The organism is Hydrogenophaga sp. NH-16, from assembly GCF_004006415.1.
GTDB lineage: Bacteria > Pseudomonadota > Gammaproteobacteria > Burkholderiales > Burkholderiaceae_C > Hydrogenophaga > Hydrogenophaga pseudoflava.
The window spans coordinates 46,042-69,748 of record NZ_CP029344.1; the positions used below are offsets into that span (position 1 = coordinate 46,042).

The 23,707-nt window shown below is 67.9% G+C and carries 18 protein-coding genes; 8 read left to right on the forward strand and 10 right to left on the reverse strand.

Translation table 11 applies throughout. The features are described from left to right. Window positions 1-2: 2 nt before the first annotated feature. From DD542_RS00230 to DD542_RS00245, 4 genes are read right to left on the reverse strand one after another with little or no spacing between them, the layout of a single operon-like run. Entirely contained in the window at window positions 3-2,117 is a 2,115-nt protein-coding gene (locus tag DD542_RS00230; RefSeq protein ID WP_206610745.1) for a 4Fe-4S binding protein, read from the reverse strand. Further along, window positions 2,044-2,697, reverse strand: a complete 654-nt coding sequence (locus DD542_RS00235; RefSeq protein WP_127802937.1) for a DUF3306 domain-containing protein — start codon at window positions 2,695-2,697, stop codon at window positions 2,044-2,046. The genes DD542_RS00230 and DD542_RS00235 overlap by 74 nt, the downstream gene beginning before the upstream one ends. Further along, window positions 2,694-3,494 (reverse strand): gamma-glutamyl-gamma-aminobutyrate hydrolase family protein, encoded by an 801-nt coding sequence (locus tag DD542_RS00240; RefSeq protein ID WP_066149644.1) that lies wholly within the window; start codon window positions 3,492-3,494, stop codon window positions 2,694-2,696. The genes DD542_RS00235 and DD542_RS00240 overlap by 4 nt, the downstream gene beginning before the upstream one ends. Further along, window positions 3,491-4,135, reverse strand: coding sequence for a DUF3305 domain-containing protein (locus DD542_RS00245; RefSeq protein ID WP_079367033.1), 645 nt, complete (start codon window positions 4,133-4,135; stop codon window positions 3,491-3,493). Before DD542_RS00245 ends, DD542_RS00240 begins: the two co-directional genes overlap by 4 nt. 140 nt (window positions 4,136-4,275) lie before the next feature. Here DD542_RS00245 and DD542_RS00250 point away from each other — a divergent pair, with 140 nt between their 5' ends. After that, window positions 4,276-6,714, forward strand: coding sequence for a DUF1631 family protein (locus DD542_RS00250; RefSeq protein ID WP_127802939.1), 2,439 nt, complete (start codon window positions 4,276-4,278; stop codon window positions 6,712-6,714). Here the strand turns inward: DD542_RS00250 and boxA are convergent. From boxA to DD542_RS00270, 4 genes are all read right to left on the reverse strand, one after another. Beyond that, window positions 6,708-7,997: a benzoyl-CoA 2,3-epoxidase subunit BoxA gene (gene boxA / locus DD542_RS00255; protein ID WP_127802941.1), complete on the reverse strand. Its 1,290-nt coding sequence runs from the start codon at window positions 7,995-7,997 to the stop codon at window positions 6,708-6,710. The genes DD542_RS00250 and boxA overlap by 7 nt on opposite strands. Before the next feature lie 207 nt (window positions 7,998-8,204). Further along, the gene (gene boxB, locus DD542_RS00260; protein ID WP_127802944.1) at window positions 8,205-9,632 is read right to left on the reverse strand and encodes a benzoyl-CoA 2,3-epoxidase subunit BoxB; all 1,428 of its coding nucleotides are present in this window, start codon (window positions 9,630-9,632) and stop codon (window positions 8,205-8,207) included. A 125-nt stretch (window positions 9,633-9,757) separates the two neighbouring features. Then, window positions 9,758-11,428, reverse strand: a complete 1,671-nt coding sequence (gene boxC / locus DD542_RS00265) for a 2,3-epoxybenzoyl-CoA dihydrolase (protein WP_127802946.1) — start codon at window positions 11,426-11,428, stop codon at window positions 9,758-9,760. A 137-nt stretch (window positions 11,429-11,565) separates the two neighbouring features. Beyond that, window positions 11,566-12,492, reverse strand: a complete 927-nt coding sequence (locus DD542_RS00270) for a helix-turn-helix transcriptional regulator (RefSeq protein WP_066255215.1) — start codon at window positions 12,490-12,492, stop codon at window positions 11,566-11,568. Between the two features lie 174 nt (window positions 12,493-12,666). Between DD542_RS00270 and DD542_RS00275 the strand changes: the two genes are divergently transcribed. From DD542_RS00275 to DD542_RS00285, 3 genes are all read left to right on the forward strand, one after another. Next, window positions 12,667-14,250 (forward strand): 3,4-dehydroadipyl-CoA semialdehyde dehydrogenase, encoded by a 1,584-nt coding sequence (locus tag DD542_RS00275; protein ID WP_127802948.1) that lies wholly within the window; start codon window positions 12,667-12,669, stop codon window positions 14,248-14,250. A gap of 33 nt (window positions 14,251-14,283) precedes the next feature. Then, on the forward strand, window positions 14,284-15,864 hold the full coding sequence (locus DD542_RS00280) for a benzoate-CoA ligase family protein (protein ID WP_079367039.1): 1,581 nt from the start codon (window positions 14,284-14,286) through the stop codon (window positions 15,862-15,864). A gap of 128 nt (window positions 15,865-15,992) precedes the next feature. Continuing rightward, the gene (locus DD542_RS00285) at window positions 15,993-17,126 is read left to right on the forward strand and encodes an ABC transporter substrate-binding protein (RefSeq protein WP_066149615.1); all 1,134 of its coding nucleotides are present in this window, start codon (window positions 15,993-15,995) and stop codon (window positions 17,124-17,126) included. Window positions 17,127-17,144: 18 nt separating this feature from the next. On the opposite strand, the gene apbC is transcribed toward DD542_RS00285, so the two are convergent. Then, window positions 17,145-18,236: an iron-sulfur cluster carrier protein ApbC gene (apbC, locus tag DD542_RS00290; protein WP_127802950.1), complete on the reverse strand. Its 1,092-nt coding sequence runs from the start codon at window positions 18,234-18,236 to the stop codon at window positions 17,145-17,147. 113 nt (window positions 18,237-18,349) lie between these two features. Here apbC and metG point away from each other — a divergent pair, with 113 nt between their 5' ends. Continuing rightward, window positions 18,350-20,395: a methionine--tRNA ligase gene (gene metG / locus DD542_RS00295; RefSeq protein ID WP_127802952.1), complete on the forward strand. Its 2,046-nt coding sequence runs from the start codon at window positions 18,350-18,352 to the stop codon at window positions 20,393-20,395. A gap of 13 nt (window positions 20,396-20,408) precedes the next feature. Beyond that, complete coding sequence (locus tag DD542_RS00300) at window positions 20,409-21,149, forward strand: YoaK family protein (RefSeq protein WP_127802954.1); 741 nt, start codon at window positions 20,409-20,411, stop codon at window positions 21,147-21,149. A 15-nt stretch (window positions 21,150-21,164) separates the two neighbouring features. Here the strand turns inward: DD542_RS00300 and bamE are convergent, their stop codons facing one another. Continuing rightward, window positions 21,165-21,671, reverse strand: a complete 507-nt coding sequence (gene bamE, locus DD542_RS00305) for an outer membrane protein assembly factor BamE (protein ID WP_241559644.1) — start codon at window positions 21,669-21,671, stop codon at window positions 21,165-21,167. A gap of 93 nt (window positions 21,672-21,764) precedes the next feature. On the opposite strand from bamE, the gene DD542_RS00310 reads away from it, so the two are divergent. Together DD542_RS00310 and DD542_RS00315 are read left to right on the forward strand one after the other, a co-directional pair. After that, window positions 21,765-23,429 carry a SulP family inorganic anion transporter gene (locus tag DD542_RS00310; RefSeq protein ID WP_127802956.1) on the forward strand — a complete coding sequence of 555 codons (1,665 nt, stop codon included), beginning with the start codon at window positions 21,765-21,767 and terminating at the stop codon, window positions 23,427-23,429. Window positions 23,430-23,489: 60 nt separating this feature from the next. Beyond that, window positions 23,490-23,702 (forward strand): DUF3460 family protein, encoded by a 213-nt coding sequence (locus DD542_RS00315; protein ID WP_066150860.1) that lies wholly within the window; start codon window positions 23,490-23,492, stop codon window positions 23,700-23,702. Window positions 23,703-23,707: the final 5 nt, after the last annotated feature.

Sequence of the window (23,707 nt, forward strand, 5' to 3'; positions counted from 1 at the left end):
GTTCACAGATCGGAGATGCGGGTCTCGCCCGGGTTGGAGTAGATGTCCACCACACGGCAGTCGCCGCACATTTTCAGCCGCTCCAGCGCCTCGCCCTGGAACATGGCGTGGCCGCTGAGTTTGGCCAGCATGACCTCGATGCCCTTGAGCGTGCCGAAGGGCTTGCCGCAGCGCACGCACTGGTAAGGCTGTGCTTCATTCAGCACTCGCGGCTGACGGCGTTCATCGGAGAGCAGCAGGCGCGGCTGCAGGGTGATGGCGTTTTCGGGACAGGTGGTGGCGCACAGGCCGCACTGCACGCAGTTCTTCTCGATGAAGCGCAGCTGCGGGCGTTCGGCGTTGTCCTGCAGTGCACTGGCCGGGCAGGCGCTGACGCAGCTCAGGCAGAGCGTGCAGGCGTCGCGGTCCACGTTCAGGCTGCCAAAAGGCGATGCGGCGGGCAGCGCGATGGCCGCATCCTTCGTGCGGCTGATGCGGTTCGCGCTGTCCTGCAGCAGGTGGTCCAGCGCGAGGTCGAGCGTGGCGCGTTTTTCGGGCTGCACCGCGAAGCTGGCCGCCTTGGTGACGCCTTGCGCGGGCGCTTCGCCCAGCTCGGCGTCGAGCAGCGGCAGGTCGCGCGCGTCGCGCACCTCGATGAGCTTGAAGTGGCGGCCGCTGTAGCCCAGCGCCTGCACGATGGATTCGGCCACCGCCATCTGCTCGCGCAGGGCCTCGTGGTACTGCGGCGCTTCTTCGCCGGTCATCAGCACCCAGACCTGGCGGGCGCCGTAGGCGAACGCGGTGAGCCAGAGGTCGATGCCGGTGGAGGACGTGTGCCACAGCGGCAGCGGGATCACGCGGGCGGGCACGCCGCGCACCGTCTTGTCGAGCTGCGCCAGACGGCCCAGGTCGTTGACCAGCGCTGCGCCCGCTTCCTGGCTGTGCAGCAACAGGGCGGCGTCCTGGCCGCCGGCCTTGGCGTAGGTGGCCAGCAGGGTGCGCAGCTTGACGCCCTGCTCGGTGGCGCGCGGGTATGCGTAGCTGATCGCACCGGTGGGGCAGACGGTGGTGCAGGTGCCGCAGCCGACGCAGAGGTGGGGGTTGACGACGATCTGGTTGCGCTTGAGGTCGCTGGAAATCGCCGAGGCCGAGCACACGTCCACGCAGGCGCTGCAGCCCACGCTCTGGTTGCGGCCGTGGGCGCAAAGCTTCTGCTTGTAGGTGAAGAACCTGGGCTTCTCGAATTCGCCGACCAGGTCGCGCAGCTGGGTGACGGCGCGCACCTGGGCCAGGGCATCGGCCGTGGCCGGCAGGTGCACATAGCCTTGCGGCAGCGCGTGCTGGGTGAAGCCGGGGGCGTCGCGCAGGTCGAGCACGAGGTCGAAGGTCTCTTCGCGTTCCTGCGCTTCGCGCTGGAAGTTGATCGCGCCCACGGCCTCGCAGGCCTTGACGCAGGCACGGTGCGCCTTGCAGAGCGACAGGTCCACCTGGTAATCGAGGCCGATGGCACCTTCGGGGCAGGCGGCCACGCAGGCGTTGCAGCGGGTGCAGAGGTCCAGGTCGATCGGGTTGCTGGCGCTCACCGTCACGGCGAAAGCACCAAGCCAGCCCTGCAGGCGGTGCAGCTGGCCGGGGAGCACCGGGTACAGGCGCGTCTGCTGGCCGCTGCCGCCCGTGGGCAGCAGGGTCACGTCCAGCGCGTCGCTGACCAGCGCAGCCAGGGCTTCGGCGCGCTCCAGCGGGCCGATGATCAGCAGGCGGCCTTCGCTGTTGTAGGTGACGGTGGGCACCGGTTCAGGCTCGGGCAGACGGGCCGCCGCCAGCAGGGCCGCCATCTTGGGCGTGGCCTGCGGGGCCTCGCGGCCCCAGCCGCCGGTTTCGCGGATGTTGACGAAGCGGATCGGCCGAACGTCCAGGTCCACCGCGCCTTCGGTCTGGGCCGACAGTTCACCGAACAGCCGGCTTTCCTGCGTGCAGGCCACCACCAGGTCGTCGCGGCTGCGGCAGGCCTTCTGGAAGGCGGGGGCGTCGCGCCGGCACAGCGTGGTGTGCAGGCTCAGGTCTTCATCCAGCGCCCGGCCCAGGGCCTTGGGGTCCAGGGGCATGGTCTGGTTGCAGTTGCAGATCAGCGTGGTCATCGTGGGGGGTCTCTTCGGGTGCGGCCGCGTCTGGTGCGCGGGTGTCTTCTGTGGCCGGTGGAGGCTCTGCTCTGGCGTCCGTGGCAATGGCTTCGGAGGCCAAGTTCACGGGCTTCTTTGTGTCGTTGTCTTCGGGGTCGTCCACCAGTTTCAAAAACTGGGCGCTGACCATCCGGGCCATGTCGGCGGCCAACAGCGGACTGGGTTTGGAGTAGTCGTCGATGTAGATGTCCAGACCGTCCATCACGTTGAAGTGCGGGTCGGCGAACAGTTTCTTGACGGCCGCGTTGCGCACTTCGGGCGGTACGTCCCTGGCCACAAAGCGGCGGAAATCGGAGGCCGGCGTGAGGTGCTGCGTGTCTTCCAGCGTGGGCGGCGGTGGGGTTTCCGCGGCCTCTGGCGCGGGCGCAGCGGCCACCACTTCGGGAGGCACAAGAGACGCCTCTGCGGGGGCCGCAGCAGCGGGCTGCGCGGGAAGAGCCACGGGCGCGGCCGCTTCTGGCAGTGGCTCGCCCGCGCGGGCCTGCGCCTTGCGGCGCGACCAGCGCGAGAAGAATCCGTCGTCGCCAGCGGCACTCATGCGGGTTTGCGGTGGCGGTCCGCCCGTTCGCGTGTGGCCTGCAGAAAGGCTTCCATCAGCGGACCGCTGTCGATCAGGCCCTGGCGGGCCTCGGCGGGCAGCAGGTGGAACTCGGGGTGCCATTGCAGGCCGAGCACGAAGCCCGGCCCGGTGGCGCGGATGGCCTCGATCACATCGTCCTGCGGGCAACGGGCCTCGACGATCAGCCCTTCGCCCAGACGGTCCACGCACTGATGGTGGATGCTGGTGACGCTGTGCACCGAGGAGCCGTACAGCCGGTCGAGCAGCAGGCCCGGTTCAAAACGGACCTCGTGATGCAGCCGGTCGTAGTGGGCCAGGTCCTGGTGCAGCACCGGGCTGCGGCGCTGCGAAGGGATGTCCTGCAGCAGCGTGCCACCGTAGTACACGTTGATCAGCTGGGCTCCGCGGCAGATGCCGAGCACCGGCTTGCGCGCCTCGATGAAGCCGCGCAGCAGGGCCAGTTCGTAGCGGTCGCGCACCGGATCGCCCGCCCATTCGGGCCGCAGCAGCGTGCCACCATAGGTTTCGGGGCAGACATCAATGCCGCCCTGCAGCACCAGGCCGTCGAGCAGGTCCACCACCTCGCTTGCGGGCACGCGGTTGACCAGGTGGGGGCTGTTTTCGTCGACGAATGGCACCATGAGCGCGATCGCGCCATGGGCCATCACCCAGTGCGCCATGGAGCTTTCAAGGAACTGCAGGCGTTTCTGCGGCAGACCCAGCCCTGGCGGGGGCTCGTGCAGCAAGCGTGCACTGATGCCGATGCGAAGCATCATCTGGATTCTCCTCCGCTGTGGCGCGGGCCCACCTTGCCGGTGCTCACGCGGGCCGGCTGGCCGAACCGGTCGGTCAGTGGTTTGAAGCTGTCGGGCCGCTTGCGGCGCTTGGGTTCGATATGGTGGTGCTCGGCCACAAAGGCCTGCAGCCATTCGACCACCTCGGGCGAGGCGGGCACCTGGTCCACCTTTTCCTGGGCATCAAGCCAGCGACCAGCGTCGTGGTAGCTGAGCGTGGCGATCTGCGGCACGGCCATGGGCTCGCCATCGATCAGCTGCGCATCGTCGGTGCGCCAGAACACCCAGAAGCACGGCGACGGGCTGTTGAGGTTCAGAAAATAGCCTTCTGCGTCGTCCCGGTACAGCGTGGCGCGCAGGCCGTTGAACAGCCAGTACCGTGCGCCCTCCACCACCACCGCACCCGGCAGCGGCTGGACCTCGCGCGGTGCGCCGGCCACAGCCTCGGGGGCGCCCACGGGCACCTCGCCAGGGGCCCCGGCCGCCATCACGTCGGCCAGCACCCAGCGCCAGCGCTGCCACCGAGCCATCGGCCCCGTGACGGGCTCGCGCCGCATCACCACATCGACCGGCAGAGAGGGACGACCGGATGGCGTCGGAGAAACTTGTGCATCGGCATTCATAGGACAACGGACTGTACGCCAAGGCGATGGACGGCTGTATCTGCGGGGTGAATGACCAGTTCGTCCTGTACGGAGGGCGTGCCTCGGTGTAATCTGCGTGAGTTTTCGCACAACAACACCCCACATTCCCCCGCCTTGCCATGTCTTCAGCCCCGTCGTTGCTCGATCAATGCTTTGACCGGGTGCTCAGGGAAGCCCCAGCCTTGCTGGGCCGCAGCCTGAACGCGACGGTGGCGGCGCTTCAGGACGCGGAAAACCAGAGCCGCGAGGTGGCGCAGCGGTCCCTGCTGGCCCGCGCCTGGTTCAGCCTGGAACGCCAGCGCAACCCATTGACCGCCCAGTTCCCTCTGCGCCTGCAGCAGGCCTTCCAGCGTGGTGACCACGACGGGCCCACCTCGTCGATGGGGCGCATGTCCGACTCGTCCCTGCTGGCGCTGGTGGACGACGACTCGGTCAACGAGTCGCTGGAGGCGGCCCGCATGCTGCAGGCGCTGCTGCCGGTGGTCGAACAGTCGCTGTCGATGGTGGACGCCCGCATGAGCTCGCTCATCGGCCTGGACACCGTGCACGCCGAGAAAAACCCGCTGCGGCCCTCGGTGTTCGTGCGCACACTGCGCGACCTGATGGCCGAGCGCGAGTCCGACCCGCAGTTGCGCAGCCTGTGGATGCAGAAGATCGTCGCCCCGCTGGCGAAGGAGTTGAGCCAGCTCTACGGACAGGTGGCCCTGATGCTGCAGCAGGCGCGGGTGCAGGAGGCGGGTTACCGCATCCGCCTGGTGGCCGACGGTTCGCCCCAGAGCGCGACGCACCTGTCCACGAGGGGCTGGCTGGAGGAAGGCGCGCCCTCCGAGCGGGCCGGGCTGACCCCTTCCCGGGAGGGACTGGACACCCCCGCACCGCCGATGTCGCTGCGCATGAAGGACCTGGCGCGCACCCAGACGCCGCTGCAGCACGAGGTGCTGCAGGCCTTCATGGCCGGCGAGCAGGCGGTGTTCGACCACCCGCTGGACAACGCGTATTTCGAGCAGGTGCGCCAGGAACTGCACCACGTCGACCTGCTGGCCCGGCTGCCCCAGCCCGCACCCGAAGAACTGGAGCAGGAACGCACACGCTACCGCGACCTGCCCGCGGTGGAACGCCCGGCGCGACCGGTCGACGTGGCCTCGCCGCTGGATGCGGACCAGTGGGGCGACTACGCCGCGCCGCACGAACGCACCCGCGTCCTGCTGGAGCTCAAGCACCAGGCCGACAAGGTGTCGCAGGCGGTTGGTCTGGACGTGGTGCGCAAGCTGGTCAACCAGGTCTCGGGCGATCCGCTGCTGCTGGCACCGGTGCGCGAGGCGGTGGTGGCGCTGGAGCCGGCGCTGCTGCGTCTGGCCATGGCCGAGCCGCGCTACTTCAGCCGCGGCGACCACCCCGCGCGCCTGTGGATCGAGGCAGTGGCCCAGCGCAGCTTCCGCTACAACGACGAGTTCTCTCCCGGCTTCGAAGCCTTTTTCGAACCGGTGCGCGCCCAGGTCCGTTCGCTCAACGACAGCGGGTCGGTGGAGGCCGGCCCTTTCGCCTCCGCCCTGGACGAGCTCAAGGCGCAGTGGGCGAGCGACGACGAGGCGCAGGAGCAGCGCCGCCAGCGGCAGCTGCAGGCACTGAACTTCGCCGAGCGGCGCCAGGAGCTGGCGGACCAGATCGCCTGGGAAATCAGCCACCGGCCGGACCTCTACGACGCGCCCGCCATCGTGCTCGACTTCCTCTACGGCTCGTGGTCGCTGGTGATCGCCTCGGCCGAGCTGCAGCACCCCGACAAGGGGCCGGACCCGTTTGGCTACCGCAAGGTCATCGGCCACCTGCTGTGGAGCACGCGCAGCCAGGTGACCCTGCGCCAGCCCAACCAGCTGTTCCAGATCGTGCCTGGCATGCTGATGACCCTGCGCCAGGGACTGGAGAGCCTGGGCCAGTCACCCGACGAAACCCGGACCTTCTTCGATGCACTGCTCAAGCTGCACGAACCCGTGCTGCGGCTGCGGCGCGCCCGCGCCCGGGTGGACGGCCATGCCACGGCGCTCACGTCCGAGGTCAGCGACTCGGAACAGCAGGCGCTGGCCACCCTGCTGGCACCCGCATCGCCCGAGCAGCAGAAACCCACCCCGCGCGAACAGCCCTGGATCGGCGCGCGCGAACTCGCCAGCGCCGGGTTCAGCGAGACCATGCCCCTCACCAGCAGCGAGGCCTCGGAGGCGACGGAGGTGGTCGAGGCATTCGCAGAAGTCGCGGGCGCCACCGACGCGGATGTGAGCACGGACGCGGTCGAACCGGCGCTGCTGCTCGCGCGCATGACGACCGGCACCTGGGTGGACCTGTACTCCGGCGGCGAGTGGCTGCGGGCGCAGCTGGTCTGGAGCAGCCAGAAAGCCAGCCTGTTCATGTTCACCAGCCTCGGCGGTCGCACCCACACCATGACGCGCCGCAGCTGCGAGAAGCTGATGGCCAAGCGCTGGCTGCGCCTGGTCGAAACCCGGCCGGTGATGGCGCGGGCACTGAAGCAGGTCGTGGCCGCGGAGGCGGCCACCGAGGTTCAGTAGGTTTCCAGGTGCAGGCGGCCTTCGCGCTTGAGCGCGGCGCCGACCTCGTCCCAGCTCAGCCCGGCGCCGGTGGCGATGTCGCGCAGCGCCAGCACCACACCCTCCTCCATGGCCTTGAGGCCGCAGACGTAGAAGCAGGCGTTGGGGTCCTGCAGCAGCTGCGCGAGGTCGGCCGCACGCTCGCGCATCGCGTCCTGCACGTAGCGCTTGGGCTGGCCCGGCGTGCGGCTGAACGCGAAGTTGCTGTCGATGAAATCCTTGGGCAGGCTCTGCAGCGGGCCGAAGTACGGCAGCTCTTCCTGCGTGCGGGCACCGAAGAACAGCATCAGCTTGCCGCCCTCGAACTTGCCGCTGGCGCGCAGCCGGCGGCGCCACTCGGTCATGGCGCGCATGGGGGCCGAACCGGTGCCGGTGCAGATCATGACGATGCTGGACCTGGGGTGGTTGGGCATCAGGAAGCTGGTGCCGAAGGGCCCGATCACCTGCACCTGGTCGCCCACCTGGAGGTCGCACATGTAGTTGCTGGCGACGCCGCGCACCGGCTGGCCCGAATGGTCTTCCAGCACGCGCTTGATGGTCAGCGACAGGTTGTTGTGGCCGGGCCGCTCGCCGTTGCGAGGGCTGGCGATGCTGTACTGGCGCGCGTGGTGCGGCTTGCCGCTGGCGTCCACCCCGGGCGGCACGATGCCAATGCTCTGGCCTTCGAGCACCGGGAAGGGCATGGCGCCGAAGTCCAGCACGATGTGGTGGGTGTCGTAGTCCTTGCCGACGGCCGTGACGCGCAGGTTGCCTGTCACCGTGGCGGTGACGGTTTTCTGCGCGGCCTTGGGGCCGTACAGGTTGGTGTAGGCGTGGGCCGCGCTCCAGGGCGGGATGGTGGCGCCGTACTGGGCGGAGTTGAAGGCGGTCTGGCCGCTCGGGTCGGCCGCGGGGGCGGGCTCGGGTTCGGCGACCGCTGCGGCGCCGGGTTCACCGGCATCGGCCGAAGCGGCGGCGAGGTCGGCGGACGAGAGCTCGGCGGGCAGCACGTCCCAGCCGAGCTGTTCCTCGATGGAGTAGGCCCTGGCGCGCACCACGCGGCGGTAGTTGTCGATGGAGCCGGTGGGGCACGGCGAGATGCAGTCGTTGCACCAGTTGCACTTGCTGACGTCGACGACGTAGTTGCGCGAGTCGTGGGTGATGGCACCGACCGGGCAGATCGATTCGCAGGTGTTGCAGCGGATGCAGATCTCGGGGTCGATCAGGTGCTGCTTGATGACGGCGGCTTCCAGGGGGGCGTTCATCTTGGGTCTCCGTTGCTGTGCTCTTGTGGTGCTCTATTGTGTTGCTGGTGTTGACTTCGTGGTGGCACCGCGTGAACCCGGGTGGCTGACTCCGTTCGTGTCCCCCGCCGGCCTGCGGCAGGCTCCTCCTCTTACCTCACTGCGCCAGCCACCCGGGCTCACGCTCGCGGGCTCGCGTGCGTGAAAGCCCGGAGGGCCTGGCAAGGGTCAGTTGAATCTCACGTATTCAAAGTCCACCGGCTGGCGGTTGATGCCCATGACCGGCGGCGCGATCCAGTTGGCGAACTTGCCGGGCTCGACCACGCGGCCCATGAGCGAGCCGACGTAGGCGCGGTCGGTGTCGGAGGGCAGCCACTCTTCCACGCGCTGGTTCCACTCGTGGTCGGTCACCACACGGCCGTCCGGGCTGACCTTGACGCCGGACAGGCTGCCGATGTTGCGGTGGAAGGCCTTGTGCGGCACCTTCAGGCGGAAGTCGATGCCGGCCTTTTCGATGATGCGGTTCCAGCGCTCGACGCCGCCCACCGAGTCCTTGATGTAGTCGTCGCGCAGCACCTCGTTGAGCGCGTTGAGCATCGGCACTTCCTTCTCGACCAGCTTGCCCTCTTCGACGGCCAGGATCTTGTAGGTGTTGCCCTTGAGCACGTGGTCGTCGGTGCGCTTGCCTTCTTCGTAGCGGCCCTTGAGGCCGGAGCTGTAGAAGGTGGCGGCGTTGGACGACTGGTCGGCGCCGAACAGGTCGATGGTCACCGAGAAGTGGAAGTTGATGTAGCGCTGGATGGTCGGCAGGTCGATCACGCCGGCCGCACGCAGCTTGCCCACGTCGTCGGTCTTGAGTTCGTTCATCGCGTTGACGGTGCGCTGGATCACGCGGCCCACGCCCGACTCGCCCACGAACATGTGGTGGGCCTCTTCGGTCAGCATGAACTTGGTGGTGCGGGCCAGCGGGTCGAAGCTGCTCTCGGCCAGGGCACAGAGCTGGAACTTGCCGTCGCGGTCGGTGAAGTAGGTGAACATGAAGAAGCTCAGCCAGTCGGGCGTCTTCTCGTTGAAGGCCTGCAGGATGCGCGGGTTGTCGGCGTTGCCGCTGTTGCGCTCCAGCAGGGCTTCGGCCTCTTCGCGCCCGTCCTTGCCGAAGTACTTGTGCAGCAGGTAGACCATGGCCCAGAGGTGGCGGCCTTCTTCCACGTTCACCTGGAACAGGTTGCGCAGGTCGTACTGGCTGGGCGCGGTCAGGCCCAGGTGGCGCTGCTGCTCGACCGACGCCGGCTCCGTGTCGCCCTGCGTGACGATGATGCGGCGCAGGTTGGCGCGGTGTTCGCCAGGCACGTCCTGCCAGGCGGCTTCGCCCATGTGGTCACCGAAGTGGATCTTGCGGTCCTGCTCGGCCGGGTTCAGGAAGATGCCCCAGCGGTAGTCGGGCATCTTCACGTGGCCGAACTGCGCCCAGCCCTGCGGGTCCACGCTCACGGCCGTGCGCAGATACACGTCGAAGTTCTGCGAGCCTTCCGGACCCATGTCCTGCCACCACTGCAGGTAGTTGGGCTGCCAGTGCTCCAGCGCGCGCTGCAGCGTGCGGTCTTCGCTGAGGTTGACGTTGTTGGGAATCTTCTCGCTGTAGTTGATACCGGACATGCTGGTCTCCTGAAGTGGTGGTGGAGTGAAGATGCTTCAAATCGAGGGGTGCGGTGGTACCGGCTTTGCCGGGCCACTCGCGCCGCCCCCTGGGGGGTGACGCGCGCAGCGCGGCGCGGGGGGCGTCAAACTCTGTTGAAATCGAACTGGGCCTTGTCGCCCTTGCCGTAGACCTTGAGCGCGCCCTTTTCGCCGACGGCGTTGGGGCGCTGGAAGATCCAGTTCTGCCAGGCGGTCAGGCGGCCGAAGATGCGGGTGGCCATGTTTTCCTTCTGTGCGAAGCGCAGGTTGGCCTCCAGGCCGGTCAGCGCGTCGGGCGACATGGCGGCGCGCTCTTCCAGCGCCAGGCGGATCTCGTCGGCCCAGTCGATGTCGTCGGGCGCAGCGGTGACCAGACCCAGCTTCAGGGCGGCGTCACCGTCGAGTGCCTGACCGATGGCGCCGCGCGCGGCTTCCATCGGGCCGGCCTCTTCATAGAAGCGGCGCTGCAGGCGGCTCTGGTCGTTGACCATCGGCAGGTAGCCGAAGTTCATCTCGCCCAGGGTCAGCACCGGCTGCCGCTGCGGCTCGTCGGGCAGCACCAGCATGTAGGCGCGGTCGGCGCAGAAGGCCAGCTCGGCCAGCGTGCCGGCGAAGCACGAGCCCGGCTCCAGCAGGGCGAACAGGCTGCGCGAGGACACGTCCAGGCGGGCGAAGGTCCGGCGCAGGTGACCGATGGTTTCGTTGACGAACCAGTGGTCCTTGTTCGCCAGCATCAGCGCGTCATTGGCCAGCACCGCGGCGCTGTCGCCTTCTGTCTTGAGCAGCCAGGTGCCGATGTCCAGCTCGTTGGTGCGCATGTGCAGGATGGCGTCGTCCAGCTCGCGCACCATCTGCAGCGCATACCAGTTCGCGCCCAGGGCCTCGATGCCGGCGATGTCGGTCGGCTGCGCGCCTTGCGGGGCCTTGACGGTGAAAGTGGCCACACGCTTGGCGCGGTCGATCTCGACCGTCACATTCGTGTAGGCCAGGCGGTCGGCTTCGATGGTCCGGTTCAGCGGGGTCAGCGCGACGGGCTTGGCACCGGCCGCACCGCGGTGGCTGCCGGCGGCCAGTTTTTCGGCGCGCTCGCGCACGGCCTGCTGGAACACGGCGGGCTTGGCGATGGCGTCGACCAGGCGCCAGTCCACCGCCTTCTGGCCGCGCACACCTTCGACGCTGGTGCAGAAGATGTCGGCGAGGTCGTGGCGCACATGGCGCTTGTCGGTCACGCGGGTCAGGCCGCCGGTGCCGGGCAGCACGCCCAGCAGCGGCACCTCGGGCAGGCTGACCGAGCTGCTGCGATCGTCCACCAGCACGATCTCGTCGCAGGCCAGGGCCAGCTCGTAGCCGCCGCCGGCGCAGGCGCCGTTGAGCGCGGCGACGAACTTCAGCCCGCTGTGCTGGCTGCTGTCTTCGATGCCGTTGCGGGTCTCGTTGGTGAACTTGCAGAAGTTGACCTTCCAGCCGTGGGTCGACAGGCCGAGCATGAAGATGTTGGCGCCGGAGCAGAACACGCGGTCCTTCAGGCTGGTGACCACCACCGACTTCACTTCAGGGTGCTCGAAACGGATGCGCTGCAGCGCGTCGTGCAGTTCGATGTCCACGCCCAGGTCGTAGCTGTTGAGCTTGAGCTTGTAGCCGGGGCGCAGACCGGCGTCTTCGTTGATGGCCAGCGACAGCGTGGCGATGGCGCCGTCGAATGACAGGCGGATGTGCTGGTAACGGGACGGGTCGGTCTGGTAGTCGACGCGGGGGGCGCTGGCGGTGGCGGTCATGGTGGTCTCCTGGGTTCTGGGCGGTGGCCGGTCGGGGTGCACTGGAAATCCGATGGATGTGAATAATAGTGCATGCGTCTTGGCGCAGTCAAATGCAATTTAATGCATGTGACCCCGTATTTACCCGAATGCCCGGGTCAGGCTGGCAGCTTGAGCAGCTGGCGCACCTCGCGCCGCAGCTTCGCAAAGCTTTCTTCCAGCGGCTGGGCGCTGGTGTTGAAGGCCAGGTCGGCCTTGGAATAGAACGCGGCGCGCCCTTCCAGGATGCGCTTGAGGTCTTCCATGGCCTCGCGGCTGGCGGCCATGGGCCGCATGTCGCCCTGCGCCGCCACCCGGCCCATGTGGTCGGACGGGTCCGCCTGCAGCCAGACCGTGGTGCAGTGCTGCAGCAGCAGGTTGAAGTTGGCCGAGTCGGCCACCAGGCCACCGGGCGTGGCGATCACCACCTCGGGGTAGATCTGGATCGCTTCTTCGAGCGCGCGGCGCTCGTAGCGGCGGTAGGCGTTGGCGCCGTAGAGGTTGTGGATCTCGCTGATGCTGCAGCCGGCGAACTGCTCGATCTCGCGGCTCAGTTCGATGAACGGAAAACCCAGGTCGTCGGCCAGGCGCTGGCCCAGCGTGGACTTGCCGGCGCCGCGCAGGCCGATCAGCGCCACGCGCGCCAGCCGCCCCTGCGTGTCGACCCCGCCGCTGGCGCCCAGCAGCTCCACCAGCTGCAGCCGCGCGCGGCGCAGGTCGGCCTCGTTGCGGCCCTGCAGCAGCTCGCGGATCAGCAGCCATTCCGGTGAGGAGGTGCTCACATCACCGATCAGCTCGGCCAGCGAGCAGTGCAGCGCCTGCGCCACCTGCAGCAGCACCAGGATGGAGGCGTTGCCCGTGCCGTATTCCAGGTTGGCCAGGTGCCGCTCGGACACATCGGCCGCAATCGCCACCGCCTTGCGCGTCATGCCCTTGCGCGAGCGCAGGTTGCGCACCCGCTCGCCCAGCGCCACCAGAAAGGGGTGGCGCTCTTCCTCGTCGGAGGGCGCGGCGGCGGGTGGGGCAAGGGTCTCGGTGCTGGTCATGGCGCGGGCGCCTTTCGTCTGTTGGCGGGGGCGGCTGCGGGTAAACCCCAGCCAGCGGCGCCCCCACAAACATGCACTTTACTGCATACTGCACCGGACGCAAGATAGTGCAGTTATACCGTTAAACCCCCGCCACGACCACGGCAAAAACGCAAAGCGCTGCAGCTTCCGACCATGACCACACCCGACACCCCCCTGCTTCCGAACTACTTTGCCGGCCGCTGGCAGACCGGCCACGGCCACGGCACCACCCTGCGGGACGCGGTGACCGGCGAGTCCCTGGTGCGCGTCGACAACACCGGCCTGAACCTGCACGAAGGTTTTGTCTTCGCCCGCGAGCACGGCGGCGCCGCGCTGCGCGCCATGAGCTACGGCCAGCGCGCCGCGATGCTGGGCGAGGTGGTCAAGGTGCTGCAGACCAACCGCGACGCCTACTACGACATCGCCACCCGCAACTCTGGCACCACCACCAAGGACTCGGCGGTCGACATCGACGGCGGCATCTTCACCCTGGGCTACTACGCCAAGCAGGGCGAGGCCCTGGGCGACGCCAAGTGCCTGCTCGACGGCGAGCGCATCCGCATGGGCAAGGACCCGGTGTTCCAGACCCAGCACGTGCTGAACCCCACGCGCGGCGTGGCGCTGTTCATCAACGCCTTCAACTTCCCGAGCTGGGGCCTGTGGGAAAAGGCCGCCCCCGCCCTGCTCTCGGGCGTGCCGGTGATCGTCAAACCCGCCACGGCCACCGCCTGGCTGACCCAGCGCATGGTGGAGGACGTGGTCAAGGCCGGCGTGCTGCCCGAAGGCGCGCTGTCGGTGATCTGCGGCTCGTCGGCCCACCTGATGGACCAGCTGCAGCCGTTCGACGTGGTCAGCTTCACCGGCTCGGCCGAGACGGCGCGCATCATCCGCAGCCACCCGGCGGTGGCCCAGCGCTCGGTCCGCTGCAACATCGAGGCCGACAGCCTCAACAGCGCCCTGCTCGACCCGTCCGCCACGGCCGAGAGCGAGGCCTTCAAGCTGATGGTCAGCGAGGTGGTGCGCGAGATGACGGTCAAGAGCGGCCAGAAGTGCACTGCGATCCGCCGCATCTTCGTGCCGCTCGAACTCTTCGACGACGCCGCCGAAGCCATTTCCGCCAAGCTGGCCAAGGTCACCGTCGGCAACCCGCGCAACGAAGGCGTGCGCATGGGCGCGCTGGTGAGCCAGGAACAGAAACGCAGCGTGCTGCACGGCATCGAGGCGCTCTGCCACGAGGCCCTGGTGCTGTTCGATGGCAGCGAAGTGCCCCTGGTCGATGCCGACCCCGAGGCCTCGGCCTGCGTCGCGCCCACCCTGCTGGGCCACCGCGACCCGGGCCAGGCCAAGGTGCTGCACGAGGTCGAGGTGTTCGGCCCGGTCGCCACCCTGATGGCCTACGAGGACGAAGACGAGGCCTGGGATCTGGTGCGCCGCGGCGAGGGCTCGCTGGTCGCCTCCATCTACAGCGAGGACCCGGCCTTCATCGCCCGCGCCGCCGCCGAACTGGCCGACAGCCACGGCCGCGTGCACGCCATCAGCCCCGACGTCGCCGCCAGCCAGACCGGCCACGGCAACGTGATGCCCATGAGCCTGCACGGCGGCCCAGGCCGCGCGGGCGGTGGCGAGGAACTCGGCGGCCTGCGCGCGCTGGGCTTCTACCACCGCCGCACGGCCGTGCAGGCCAGCAGCGCAGCGCTCGACGCCCTGGCCGCCACAGCGACCACCCTCAAATACTGAAGTCCGCCAGAGACGCACGACAGGAGACAAGCCATGAGCCAGAAAGACACCGCGCCGCCACCGGACCGCTTCAACTTCGCCCGCCACCTGATCGAGACCAACGCCGGCCGCGCGGCCAAGACCGCGCTGATCGACGACGCCGGCCAGCTGAGCTACGGCCAGCTGGCCGACCAGGTGCAGCGCTGCTCTGCCGCGCTGACCGCCCTGGGCCTGCGCCGCGAGGACCGCGTTCTGCTGCTGATGCACGACTGCAGCGACTGGGTGGTGAGCTTTCTGGGTGCGCTGCACGCGGGCGTGGTGCCGGTCTGCGTGAACACCCTGCTCACAGCCAAGGACTACGCCTACATGCTGGCCGACAGCCGCGCCCAGGCGGCCCTGGTGTCCGCGGCCCTGCTGCCGACGCTGCAGACCGCGATGTCCGATGGCAAACACGAGCTGAAACAGCTGATCGTCTCGCGCAGCAAGGAGCCGCTGCCCGAGGGTGCACACGATTGGGCGGCGCTGGTCGCGTCCGCCGCCCCCGGTGAAGGCGCCGACACGCACGGCGACGAACCCGCGTTCTGGCTCTACTCCAGCGGCTCCACCGGCGCGCCCAAAGGCACGGTGCATACCCAGGCCAACCTCTACTGGACCGCCGAGCTCTACGGCAAGGGGGTGCTGCGCCTGCAGGAGAGCGATGTGGTGTTCTCGGCCGCCAAGCTGTTCTTCGCCTACGGCCTGGGCAACGCGCTGTCGTTCCCGCTGTCGGTCGGCGCCAGCGTGGTGCTGATGGCCGAGCGTCCGACGCCGCAGGCCTGCTTCAGGCGCATGACCGAGCACCGGCCCACGGTGTTCTGCGGCGCCCCCACCGGCTACGGCGGCATGCTGGCCGCGCCCGACCTGCCGCCCAGAAGCGCGGTCTCGCTGCGCCTGTGCTCTTCAGCCGGAGAGGCCCTGCCGCGCGACATCGGCGAGCGCTGGACCGCGCACTTCGGCTGCGAGATCATCGACGGCATCGGCAGCACCGAGATGCTGCACATCTTCCTCTCCAACCGCCCTGGCGACGTGCGCTACGGCACCACCGGCAAGGCCGTGCCCGGCTACGAGGTGCAGCTGCGCGACGAAGACGGCAGCGTCATCACCAGCCACAACCAGATCGGCGACCTCTATATACAGGGGCCCAGCGCCGCGCTGATGTACTGGAACAACCGCGCCAAATCGCGCGACACCTTCCAGGGGCCCTGGACCAAGAGCGGCGACAAGTACGTGCGCGATCCGGACGGCTACTACACCTACGCCGGCCGCAACGACGACATGCTCAAGGTCAGTGGCATCTACGTCAGCCCGTTCGAGGTCGAGGCCACGCTGGTGCAGCACAACGCCGTGCTGGAAGCCGCCGTGATCGGCAAGAACGACGACGAGGGCCTGACCAAGACCAAGGCGTTCGTGGTGCTCAAGCCCGGCCACCACGCCACCGAGGCCGAACTGCAGGCCTTCGTGAAGGAGAAGCTCGCGCCCTACAAGTACCCGCGTTTCATCGAGTTCGTGAGCGAGCTGCCCAAGACCGCCACCGGCAAGATCCAGCGCTTCAAGCTGCGCGAACTGGAGAACCAGCGCCTGTTTGTTCACCGCTGATTCGCTGACAGACACCGCCCATCCGGCCAGAGACACCTGCCCCGGGTAAACCCGGGCGCCACGCGCTTGATCTGGTTTCAATTCATAACGAAACTCGTTCGTTTCCGGAGACAGACACAGGGGTCGAGATGGTTCGAAAATGGCTGGGGATGTGTGCGTGGATGATGGCGGCGGTGGCGGCGCACGCAGGAGACGAGGGTGTCACACCGACCGAAATACGGCTGGGCGCCTCGCAGGTGCTCTCCGGCCCGCTGGGGCCGCAGACCCTGCAATACGGCGAGGGCGCCCGCCTGATGTTCGACGCGGTCAATGCCGCGGGCGGCGTGCACGGCCGCAAGATCAGCTTCACCACCCTGGACGACGGTTTCGATCCAAAGCGGGCGGTGGAGAACACACGCAAGCTGATCGGGGAACAGAAGGTGTTCATGCTGTTCAACAGCTCCGGCACCGCGCAGACCGCCGCCGTGCTGCCCCTGCTCAAGGAGTCTGGCACCATCCTGTTCGGGCCGGTGACCGGTGCGTCGTCGATGCGCGAGGGCGTCAACCCCCACCTGTTCCATGTGCGCGCGAGCTACGCCAACGAAACCGAGCGCATCTTTTCCCAGCTCAAGCAGATCGGCGTGACCCGCGTGGCCTTCTTCTACCAGGACGACGGCCTGGGCAAGACGCTGCTGGGCGAGGTCAAGAAGGCGTCCGCTGCACTGAACCTGCCGCTGGCAGCCGAGATCAAGGTCGACCCGGCCGCACCGGACTTTGCCGCCGCTGCCGCGGCCACCGCGCAGGTCAACCCGCAGGCGGTGATTGTGGGTACCGCCGGCCTGACCTTCCCCCAGTACGTCAAGGCAGTCGGCACCACGGCGGCGCGCCCCACCTTCTATGGCTATTCGGTCGCCAGCCTGGACGTGATCAACCGGGAGCTCAAGGACAAGGCCCGCGGCATCATCCTGGCGCAGATCATGCCGTCGCTGCGCAACGCCACCATTCCGGTGGTGGCGGAGTACCTGAAGCTGCTCAAGGACAAGAGCCCCGATGCCGCGCCATCGGCGTCGCAGTTCGAAGGCTTCGTGCACGCGCGGCTGCTGGTGGAAGGCCTGCGGCGCACCGGCCGGGACCTGAGCACCGCGTCGTTCACGCGCACCCTGGAAAGCGCCGGTGAAATTGCGTTCGGCCGCTTCACCGCCAAGTACTCGCCCAAGTCCCACAATGGTTCGGACTATGTGGAACTGGCCATCATCGATGGCCAGGGGCAGCTGCGGTACTGAGCCCGGCGCCTGTCGGACTCAGGTGTCCTTGGAGATCTTGATGGTCGGGAACTTGCTGGAGAAGTCCTTGGCCTTGGCCGCAATCTTGATCGCCACCTGGCGCGCCACCGTCTTGTAGATGCCGGCGATCTCGCCCTCGGGATCGGCCACCACCGTGGGCCGGCCGCTGTCGGCCTGAACGCGGATGCTCATGTTCAGCGGCAGCTCGCCCAGGAAGTCCATGCCGTATTCCGCCGCCATCTTCTTGCCGCCTTCGGAGCCGAAGATGTGTTCGGTGTGACCGCAGTTGGGGCAGCAGTAGACCGCCATGTTCTCGACGATGCCCAGGATGGGCACGCCCACCTTCTCGAACATCTTGATGCCCTTGCGCGCGTCCAGCAGGGCAATGTCCTGCGGCGTGGTCACGATCACCGCGCCGGTCATCGGCACGCGCTGCGACAGCGTGAGCTGGATGTCGCCGGTGCCCGGCGGCATGTCGACGATCAGGTAGTCCAGGTCCTTCCAGTTGGTCTGGCGCAGCAGCTGCTCCAGCGCCTGCGTGGCCATGGGGCCGCGCCAGATCATGGCCTCGTCCTTGTCCACCAGGAACCCGATGGAGATGACCTGCACGCCGTAGTTCTCCAGCGGCTCCATAGTCTGGCCGTCGGTGCTCTCGGGACGGCCTTCGATGCCCATCATCATGGGCTGGCTGGGGCCGTAGATGTCGGCGTCCAGGATGCCGACCTTGGCGCCCTCGGCGGCCAGCGCCAGCGCCAGGTTGACGGTGGTTGTGCTCTTGCCCACGCCACCTTTGCCCGAGGCCACGGCGATGATGTTCTTCACGTTGGGCAGCAGCTGCACGCCGCGCTGCACCGCGTGCGGGATGATCTTGACTGTGAGGTTCACCGACACGTTTTCCACGCCCGGCACGCTCTTGGCGGCCTCGATCAGCCCGCGGCGAAGCGCCGGAATCTGGCTCTTGGCCGGGTAACCGAGCTCCACGTCGAAGGACACATCGCCGGCGTCGGCCTGCAGGTTCTTCAGGGCCTTGGTGGACACGAAGTCCTTGCCGGTGTTGGGATCGGTCACCGCCTGCAGGGCGGCAAGGAGCGCTTGGGTGTCGACGGCCATGAAACGGGCTCTCCGGGTACTGGGGTGAGGTTATGAAGAATCGCACCGAAGTCTAACGGCCCCGGCATGCCCCGCCTAAAATTGCGGGTTCCCCCGAATGAAAGCCTTCCGACATGAGCCAGCGCCGCCTGTTCGTCACCACCGCCCTGCCCTACGCCAACGGCCACTTCCACATCGGCCACATCATGGAATACATCCAGGCCGACATCTGGGTGCGGTTCCAGCGCATGCAGGGCCACGAGGTGCACTTCGTCTGCGCCGACGACGCGCACGGCGCGCCGATCATGATCGCGGCCGAGAAGGCCGGCAAGACGCCGCAGCAGTTCGTGGCCGACATCGCCGCCGGACGGCCGCAGTACCTCAACGGCTTCCATATCGGTTTCGACAACTGGCACAGCACCGATGGCCCTGAGAACCACGAACTGGCGCAGGACGTGTACCGCGCCCTCAAGGCCAACGACCTGATCGAGACCCGCACCATCGAGCAGTTCTTCGACCCCGAGAAGAACATGTTCCTGCCCGACCGCTTCATCAAGGGCGAATGTCCCAAGTGCGGTGCGAAAGACCAGTACGGCGACAACTGCGAGGTCTGCGGTGCGGTCTACGCCCCCACCGAACTGAAGAACCCCTACTCCGCCCTGTCGGGCGCGACGCCGGTGCTCAAGCACTCGGACCACTTCTTCTTCAGGCTGTCCGACCCGCGCTGCCTGGACTTCCTCAAGGGCTGGACCACCAGCGGCGCCGTGCAGCCCGAGGTGCTCAACAAGATCACCGAGTGGATCGCGCCCGGCGAGGACGGCAAGCCCAAGATGGGCGACTGGGACATCAGCCGCGACGCGCCCTACTTCGGCATCGAGATCCCCGATGCGCCGGGCAAGTATTTCTATGTCTGGCTCGACGCGCCGATCGGCTACCTGGCCTCGCTCAAGAACTACTTCGGCAAGACGGGACGCGACTACGAGGCCTTCATGGCCGACCCGTCCACCGAGCAGTACCACTTCATCGGCAAGGACATCATCACCTTCCACACCCTGTTCTGGCCCGCGATGCTCAAGTTCAGCGGCCGCAAAGTGCCCAACGCGGTCTTCGTGCACGGCTTCCTGACCATCAACAACGGCGAGAAGATGAGCAAGAGCCGGGGCACCGGCCTGTCGCCGCTGAAGTACCTGGAACTGGGCATGAACCCCGAGTGGCTGCGCTACTACCTGGCGGCCAAGCTGTCGGGCAAGAACGAGGACGTGGACTTCAACGCCGAAGACTTCATGCTGCGCGTCAACAGCGACCTGGTGGGCAAGTTCGTCAACATCGTCTCGCGCTCGGCCGGCTTCATCACCAAGCGCTTCGGTGGCCAGCTGACACAGAGCTTCGACGAACAGGGCACAGCCCTGCTGGCCGACATCCGGGCCGCGGCGGGCGGCATCGCCACGCACTACAACGAGCGCGAGTACGGCAAGGCCATGCGCGAGATCATGGCGCTGGCCGACCGCGTCAACGCCTACGTGGACCAGCACAAGCCTTGGGACCTGGCCAAGGAGGCCGCCAACGACGCGCGCCTGCAGCAGGTCTGCTCGGTGCTGGTCAATGCCTTCACCGCCCTGGCCCGCTACCTCGCGCCCGTGCTGCCCGAACTCGCCGGCAAGGTGCAGGCGCTCACCGGTGCCGACCTGAAGGACTGGCGCAACGCTGCGAATGTCGCGTCCATCCAGCCCTATCAGCACCTCATGCAGCGCGTGGACGTCAAGCAGCTCGACGCCCTGTTCGAGCCGCCGCCGGCGCCCGAAGAACCCAAGACCGTGCCGGGCGGTGAGGAGATCGCGCCCACCATCTCCATCGACGACTTCGCCAAGGTCGACTTGCGCATCGCGCAGATCGTCAAGTGCGAGGCGGTCGAAGGCTCGACCAAGCTGCTGCGCCTGACGCTGGACGTGGGCGAGGGAAAGACCCGCAACGTCTTCAGCGGCATCGCCAGCATGTACAAGCCCGAGGACCTGGAAGGCAAGCTGACGGTGATGGTGGCCAACCTGGCGCCGCGCAAGATGAAATTCGGCGTCAGCGAGGGCATGGTGCTGGCCGCCAGCCACGCCGACGAGAAGGCGCAGCCAGGCATCCACGTGCTGCAGCCCTGGCCGGGCGCGCAGCCGGGCATGCGCATCCACTGAACGGCCACCGCCCGTGTTCGCCCCCATCCGCGGCTTCACCGCCCTGCAACGCACGCCGCAGGCGGACCTGAAGCTGGGCACCGTGCTGGCCTTCGTGGCCGGGGCGGCCAACGCAGGCGGTTTCCTGGCCGTGGGCCAGTACACCTCGCACATGACGGGCATGCTCTCGGCGCTGGCCGACAACCTGGTGCTCGGCCAGTTCGTGCTGGTGGGCGCCGGACTCGTCTCGGTGCTCGCCTTCCTGTTCGGCGCCATGAGCACGGCCTGGATCGTCAACTGGGGCATGCGCCTGCGGCTGCGCAGCGCCTACGGCCTGCCGCTGCTGCTGGAGGCCGTGCTGTTGCTGGTCTTTGGCCTCTTTGGTGCCGTCATGAGCCTGTGGCACACCGTGTTCCTGCCCGTCACCGTGGTGCTGCTGTGTTTCATCATGGGCTTGCAGAACGCGGTCATCACCAAGATCTCGCAGGCCCGCATCCGCACCACGCACGTGACCGGCCTCGTCACCGACCTGGGCATCGAACTGGGCAAGCTGCTGTACGTGAACCGGCACCCGGAGATGCAGCCGGTGCGCGCCGACCGCGAACGCCTGCGGGTGCACGCCCAGCTGGTCCTCAGCTTCCTGGTCGGCGGCATCGCCGGCGCCCTGGGCTTCAAGCACCTGGGCTATGTGAGCACCCTGCCGCTGGCACTCGCGCTGCTGCTGCTGGTGCTGCGCCCGCTGTTGGAAGATTGGCAGCGCCTGCGCGCCAGCTGAACCGCCGGGACCGTCTCAGCGGGCCCGGTCCAGCGCCGGGTCGCGCGCCGACCCGGTCGAGATCACCCGCAGGTCCGGGCTGAAGATGACCGTGAACACCTGGCTGTCGCTTTCGTTCGGGCCATCGCGCCACCGCCAGTCGTAGTGGACCTCCTTTTTGAGGGTGTACTCGGTCACCTTCATCGGTTTGCCCAGCAACTTGCGCACATCTTCCATGGCCATGCCGGGCTTGATCTCGGCGAAGGTCCTCGGGTTGAGCACCTGCCGCAGGGCCGCCATCTTGCCGTCCGGGCCGATGGTGATCTGGTAGTTCTGGTAGCCCTCGGGCTGGCGGTTGTACTCGTAGATCTGGGCGCCATCCGACCCGTCCCACACGGCTTCGGGCGGCCCGAACTTCTCGCGCACATCCGCCTCGGTCGAGACACCCTCTTCGAGTTCGCTGATGGCGCGCTGGTCGCAGGCCGTCAGCAACACAGCCCCCAGCAGGAGGCATCCCAAGCGGTTGAACATCTGTGAAGTCATGGGTCGCACCGGGAAGGCAAAGACTCAGTGTAAACCCTGAGATCATCGGCCTCCGCGCCGCGGCACGGGGTGTGCAAACGGTAACATCTGGCGATGCTGAACAACCTGCCCCCGCTGGCGCCGTTCCGGCCCCGCCTGTTCCAGGACATCCGTGGCTACAACAGCGAGAAGCTGGTGCGCGACATGGGAGCTGGCGCGACGGTCGGCATCGTGGCGCTGCCACTGGCCATGGCCTTTGCCATCGCCAGCGGACTCAAGCCGGAGGCGGGACTGTGGACGGCCATCGTTGCCGGCTTCCTCATCTCCGCCCTGGGCGGCACCTCGGTGCAGATCGGCGGCCCGGCCGGCGCCTTCATCGTCATCGTCTACGGCATCGTCGAGCGCTACGGCGTGGCCAACCTGCTGATCGCCACCGCCAGCGCCGGCGTGCTGCTGTTCCTGCTGGGCCTCTTCCGCCTGGGCACCCTGGTGCGTTACGTGCCGGTCAGCGTGGTGATCGGCTTCACCAACGGCATCGCGGTGCTGATCGCGCTGTCGCAGGTGCGCGACTGGCTCGGGCTGGACATCGCCAAGATGCCGGGCGACTTCTTCAGCCAGATCGCCACCATCGCCCAGCACCTGGGCAGCTTCAACCCCTACGCCTGCCTGCTGGGTGCGCTGTGCGTGGTGGGCCTGTTCATCTGGCCGCGACTCTGGGCGGTGGACTCGCAGTTCAGACGTCAGCTGGAACAGGTCGACACCATCAGCGCACTCAAGGCCACATCGCGGCTGCCGGCACCGGTGGTGGCGCTGGTGACGCTGACGCTGCTGGCCTGGCTGCTGCAGATGCCGGTCGAGACCATCGGCTCCCGCTTCGGTGGCATTCCGCAGGGCCTACCGGCCTTAGAACTGCCCGATTTCAGCTGGCAGACCGTGAAGCTCCTGGTGACGCCCACGCTCACCATCGCGCTGCTGGGCGCGATCGAGTCGCTGCTCTGCGCGCGCGTGGCCGACCAGCTCAGCGACACCCCCAAGCACGACCCGAACCAGGAGCTCATGGCACAAGGGGTGGCGAACTTCGCCGTCCCGTTCTTCGGCGGCATGCCAGCCACCGGCACCATCGCGCGCACGGTGACGAACATCCGCGCAGGGGCGGTGTCCCCGGTCGCGGGCATGGTGCACGCCGGCACGCTGGCCGCCGTGGTCCTGATCGCCGCGCCGCTGGCGCAGCACATCCCGCTGGCGGTGCTGGCCGGCGTGCTGCTGTTCGTGGCCTGGAACATGGGCGAGTGGCGCGAGTTCGGTCGCCTCAAGCAGTTCACCAACCACTACCGCCTCATGATGGTCTCCACCTTCCTGGTGACCATCGTGTTCGACCTCACCGTGGCGGTGGAACTGGGCCTGGTGCTGGCCTGCCTGCTGTTCGTGCGGCGCCAGAGCGACATCTTCCGCGCCGACCCGGTGCCCCAGCAGCATCCCGGGCAGCTCCACTTCAGGCTCTACGGCTCGCTGTTCTTCGGCGCCGTCGCCAAGATCGACCCCATCGTGGCGGCGGTCGAGCGGGCGCCGGCGGGCCTGGCGGTGACGCTGGATGCCAGCCGGCTGATCTCGCTGGACACCACCGGGCTGGACGCGCTGGAACAGCTGCACAAGGCCATCCTGAAACGCGGGGGCACCCTGGCGCTGACCGAACTGAACCCGCAGCCGCAGTCGCTGATCGAACGCTCCGGCTTCGGCGCCCGGCTGCGCGGCGAGGCGGCCGACCGGCACGCCGGATGAGCCGGGCCGACCAGTAAAATGGCAGGTTTTCCGCTGACCGGCGCCCTGCGCCTTCTTGCCATGAGCATTTTCGGCCGCCCCCACTACACCTCCGACACCACCCAGTTCATCGACCAGCTCAAGTCCAGCCGGCCCGAGATCGAGCAGGGGCAGCTCGAAGGGCGTTCGCTCCTGTGGGACAAACAGGTCGACCGCGACCTGCTGGCCCAGGCGCAGGCCGCGCGCGTGCCGCAGCAGCCCTACGTCTACCAGACCCAGCCCGACCCGCACTGAGCCCT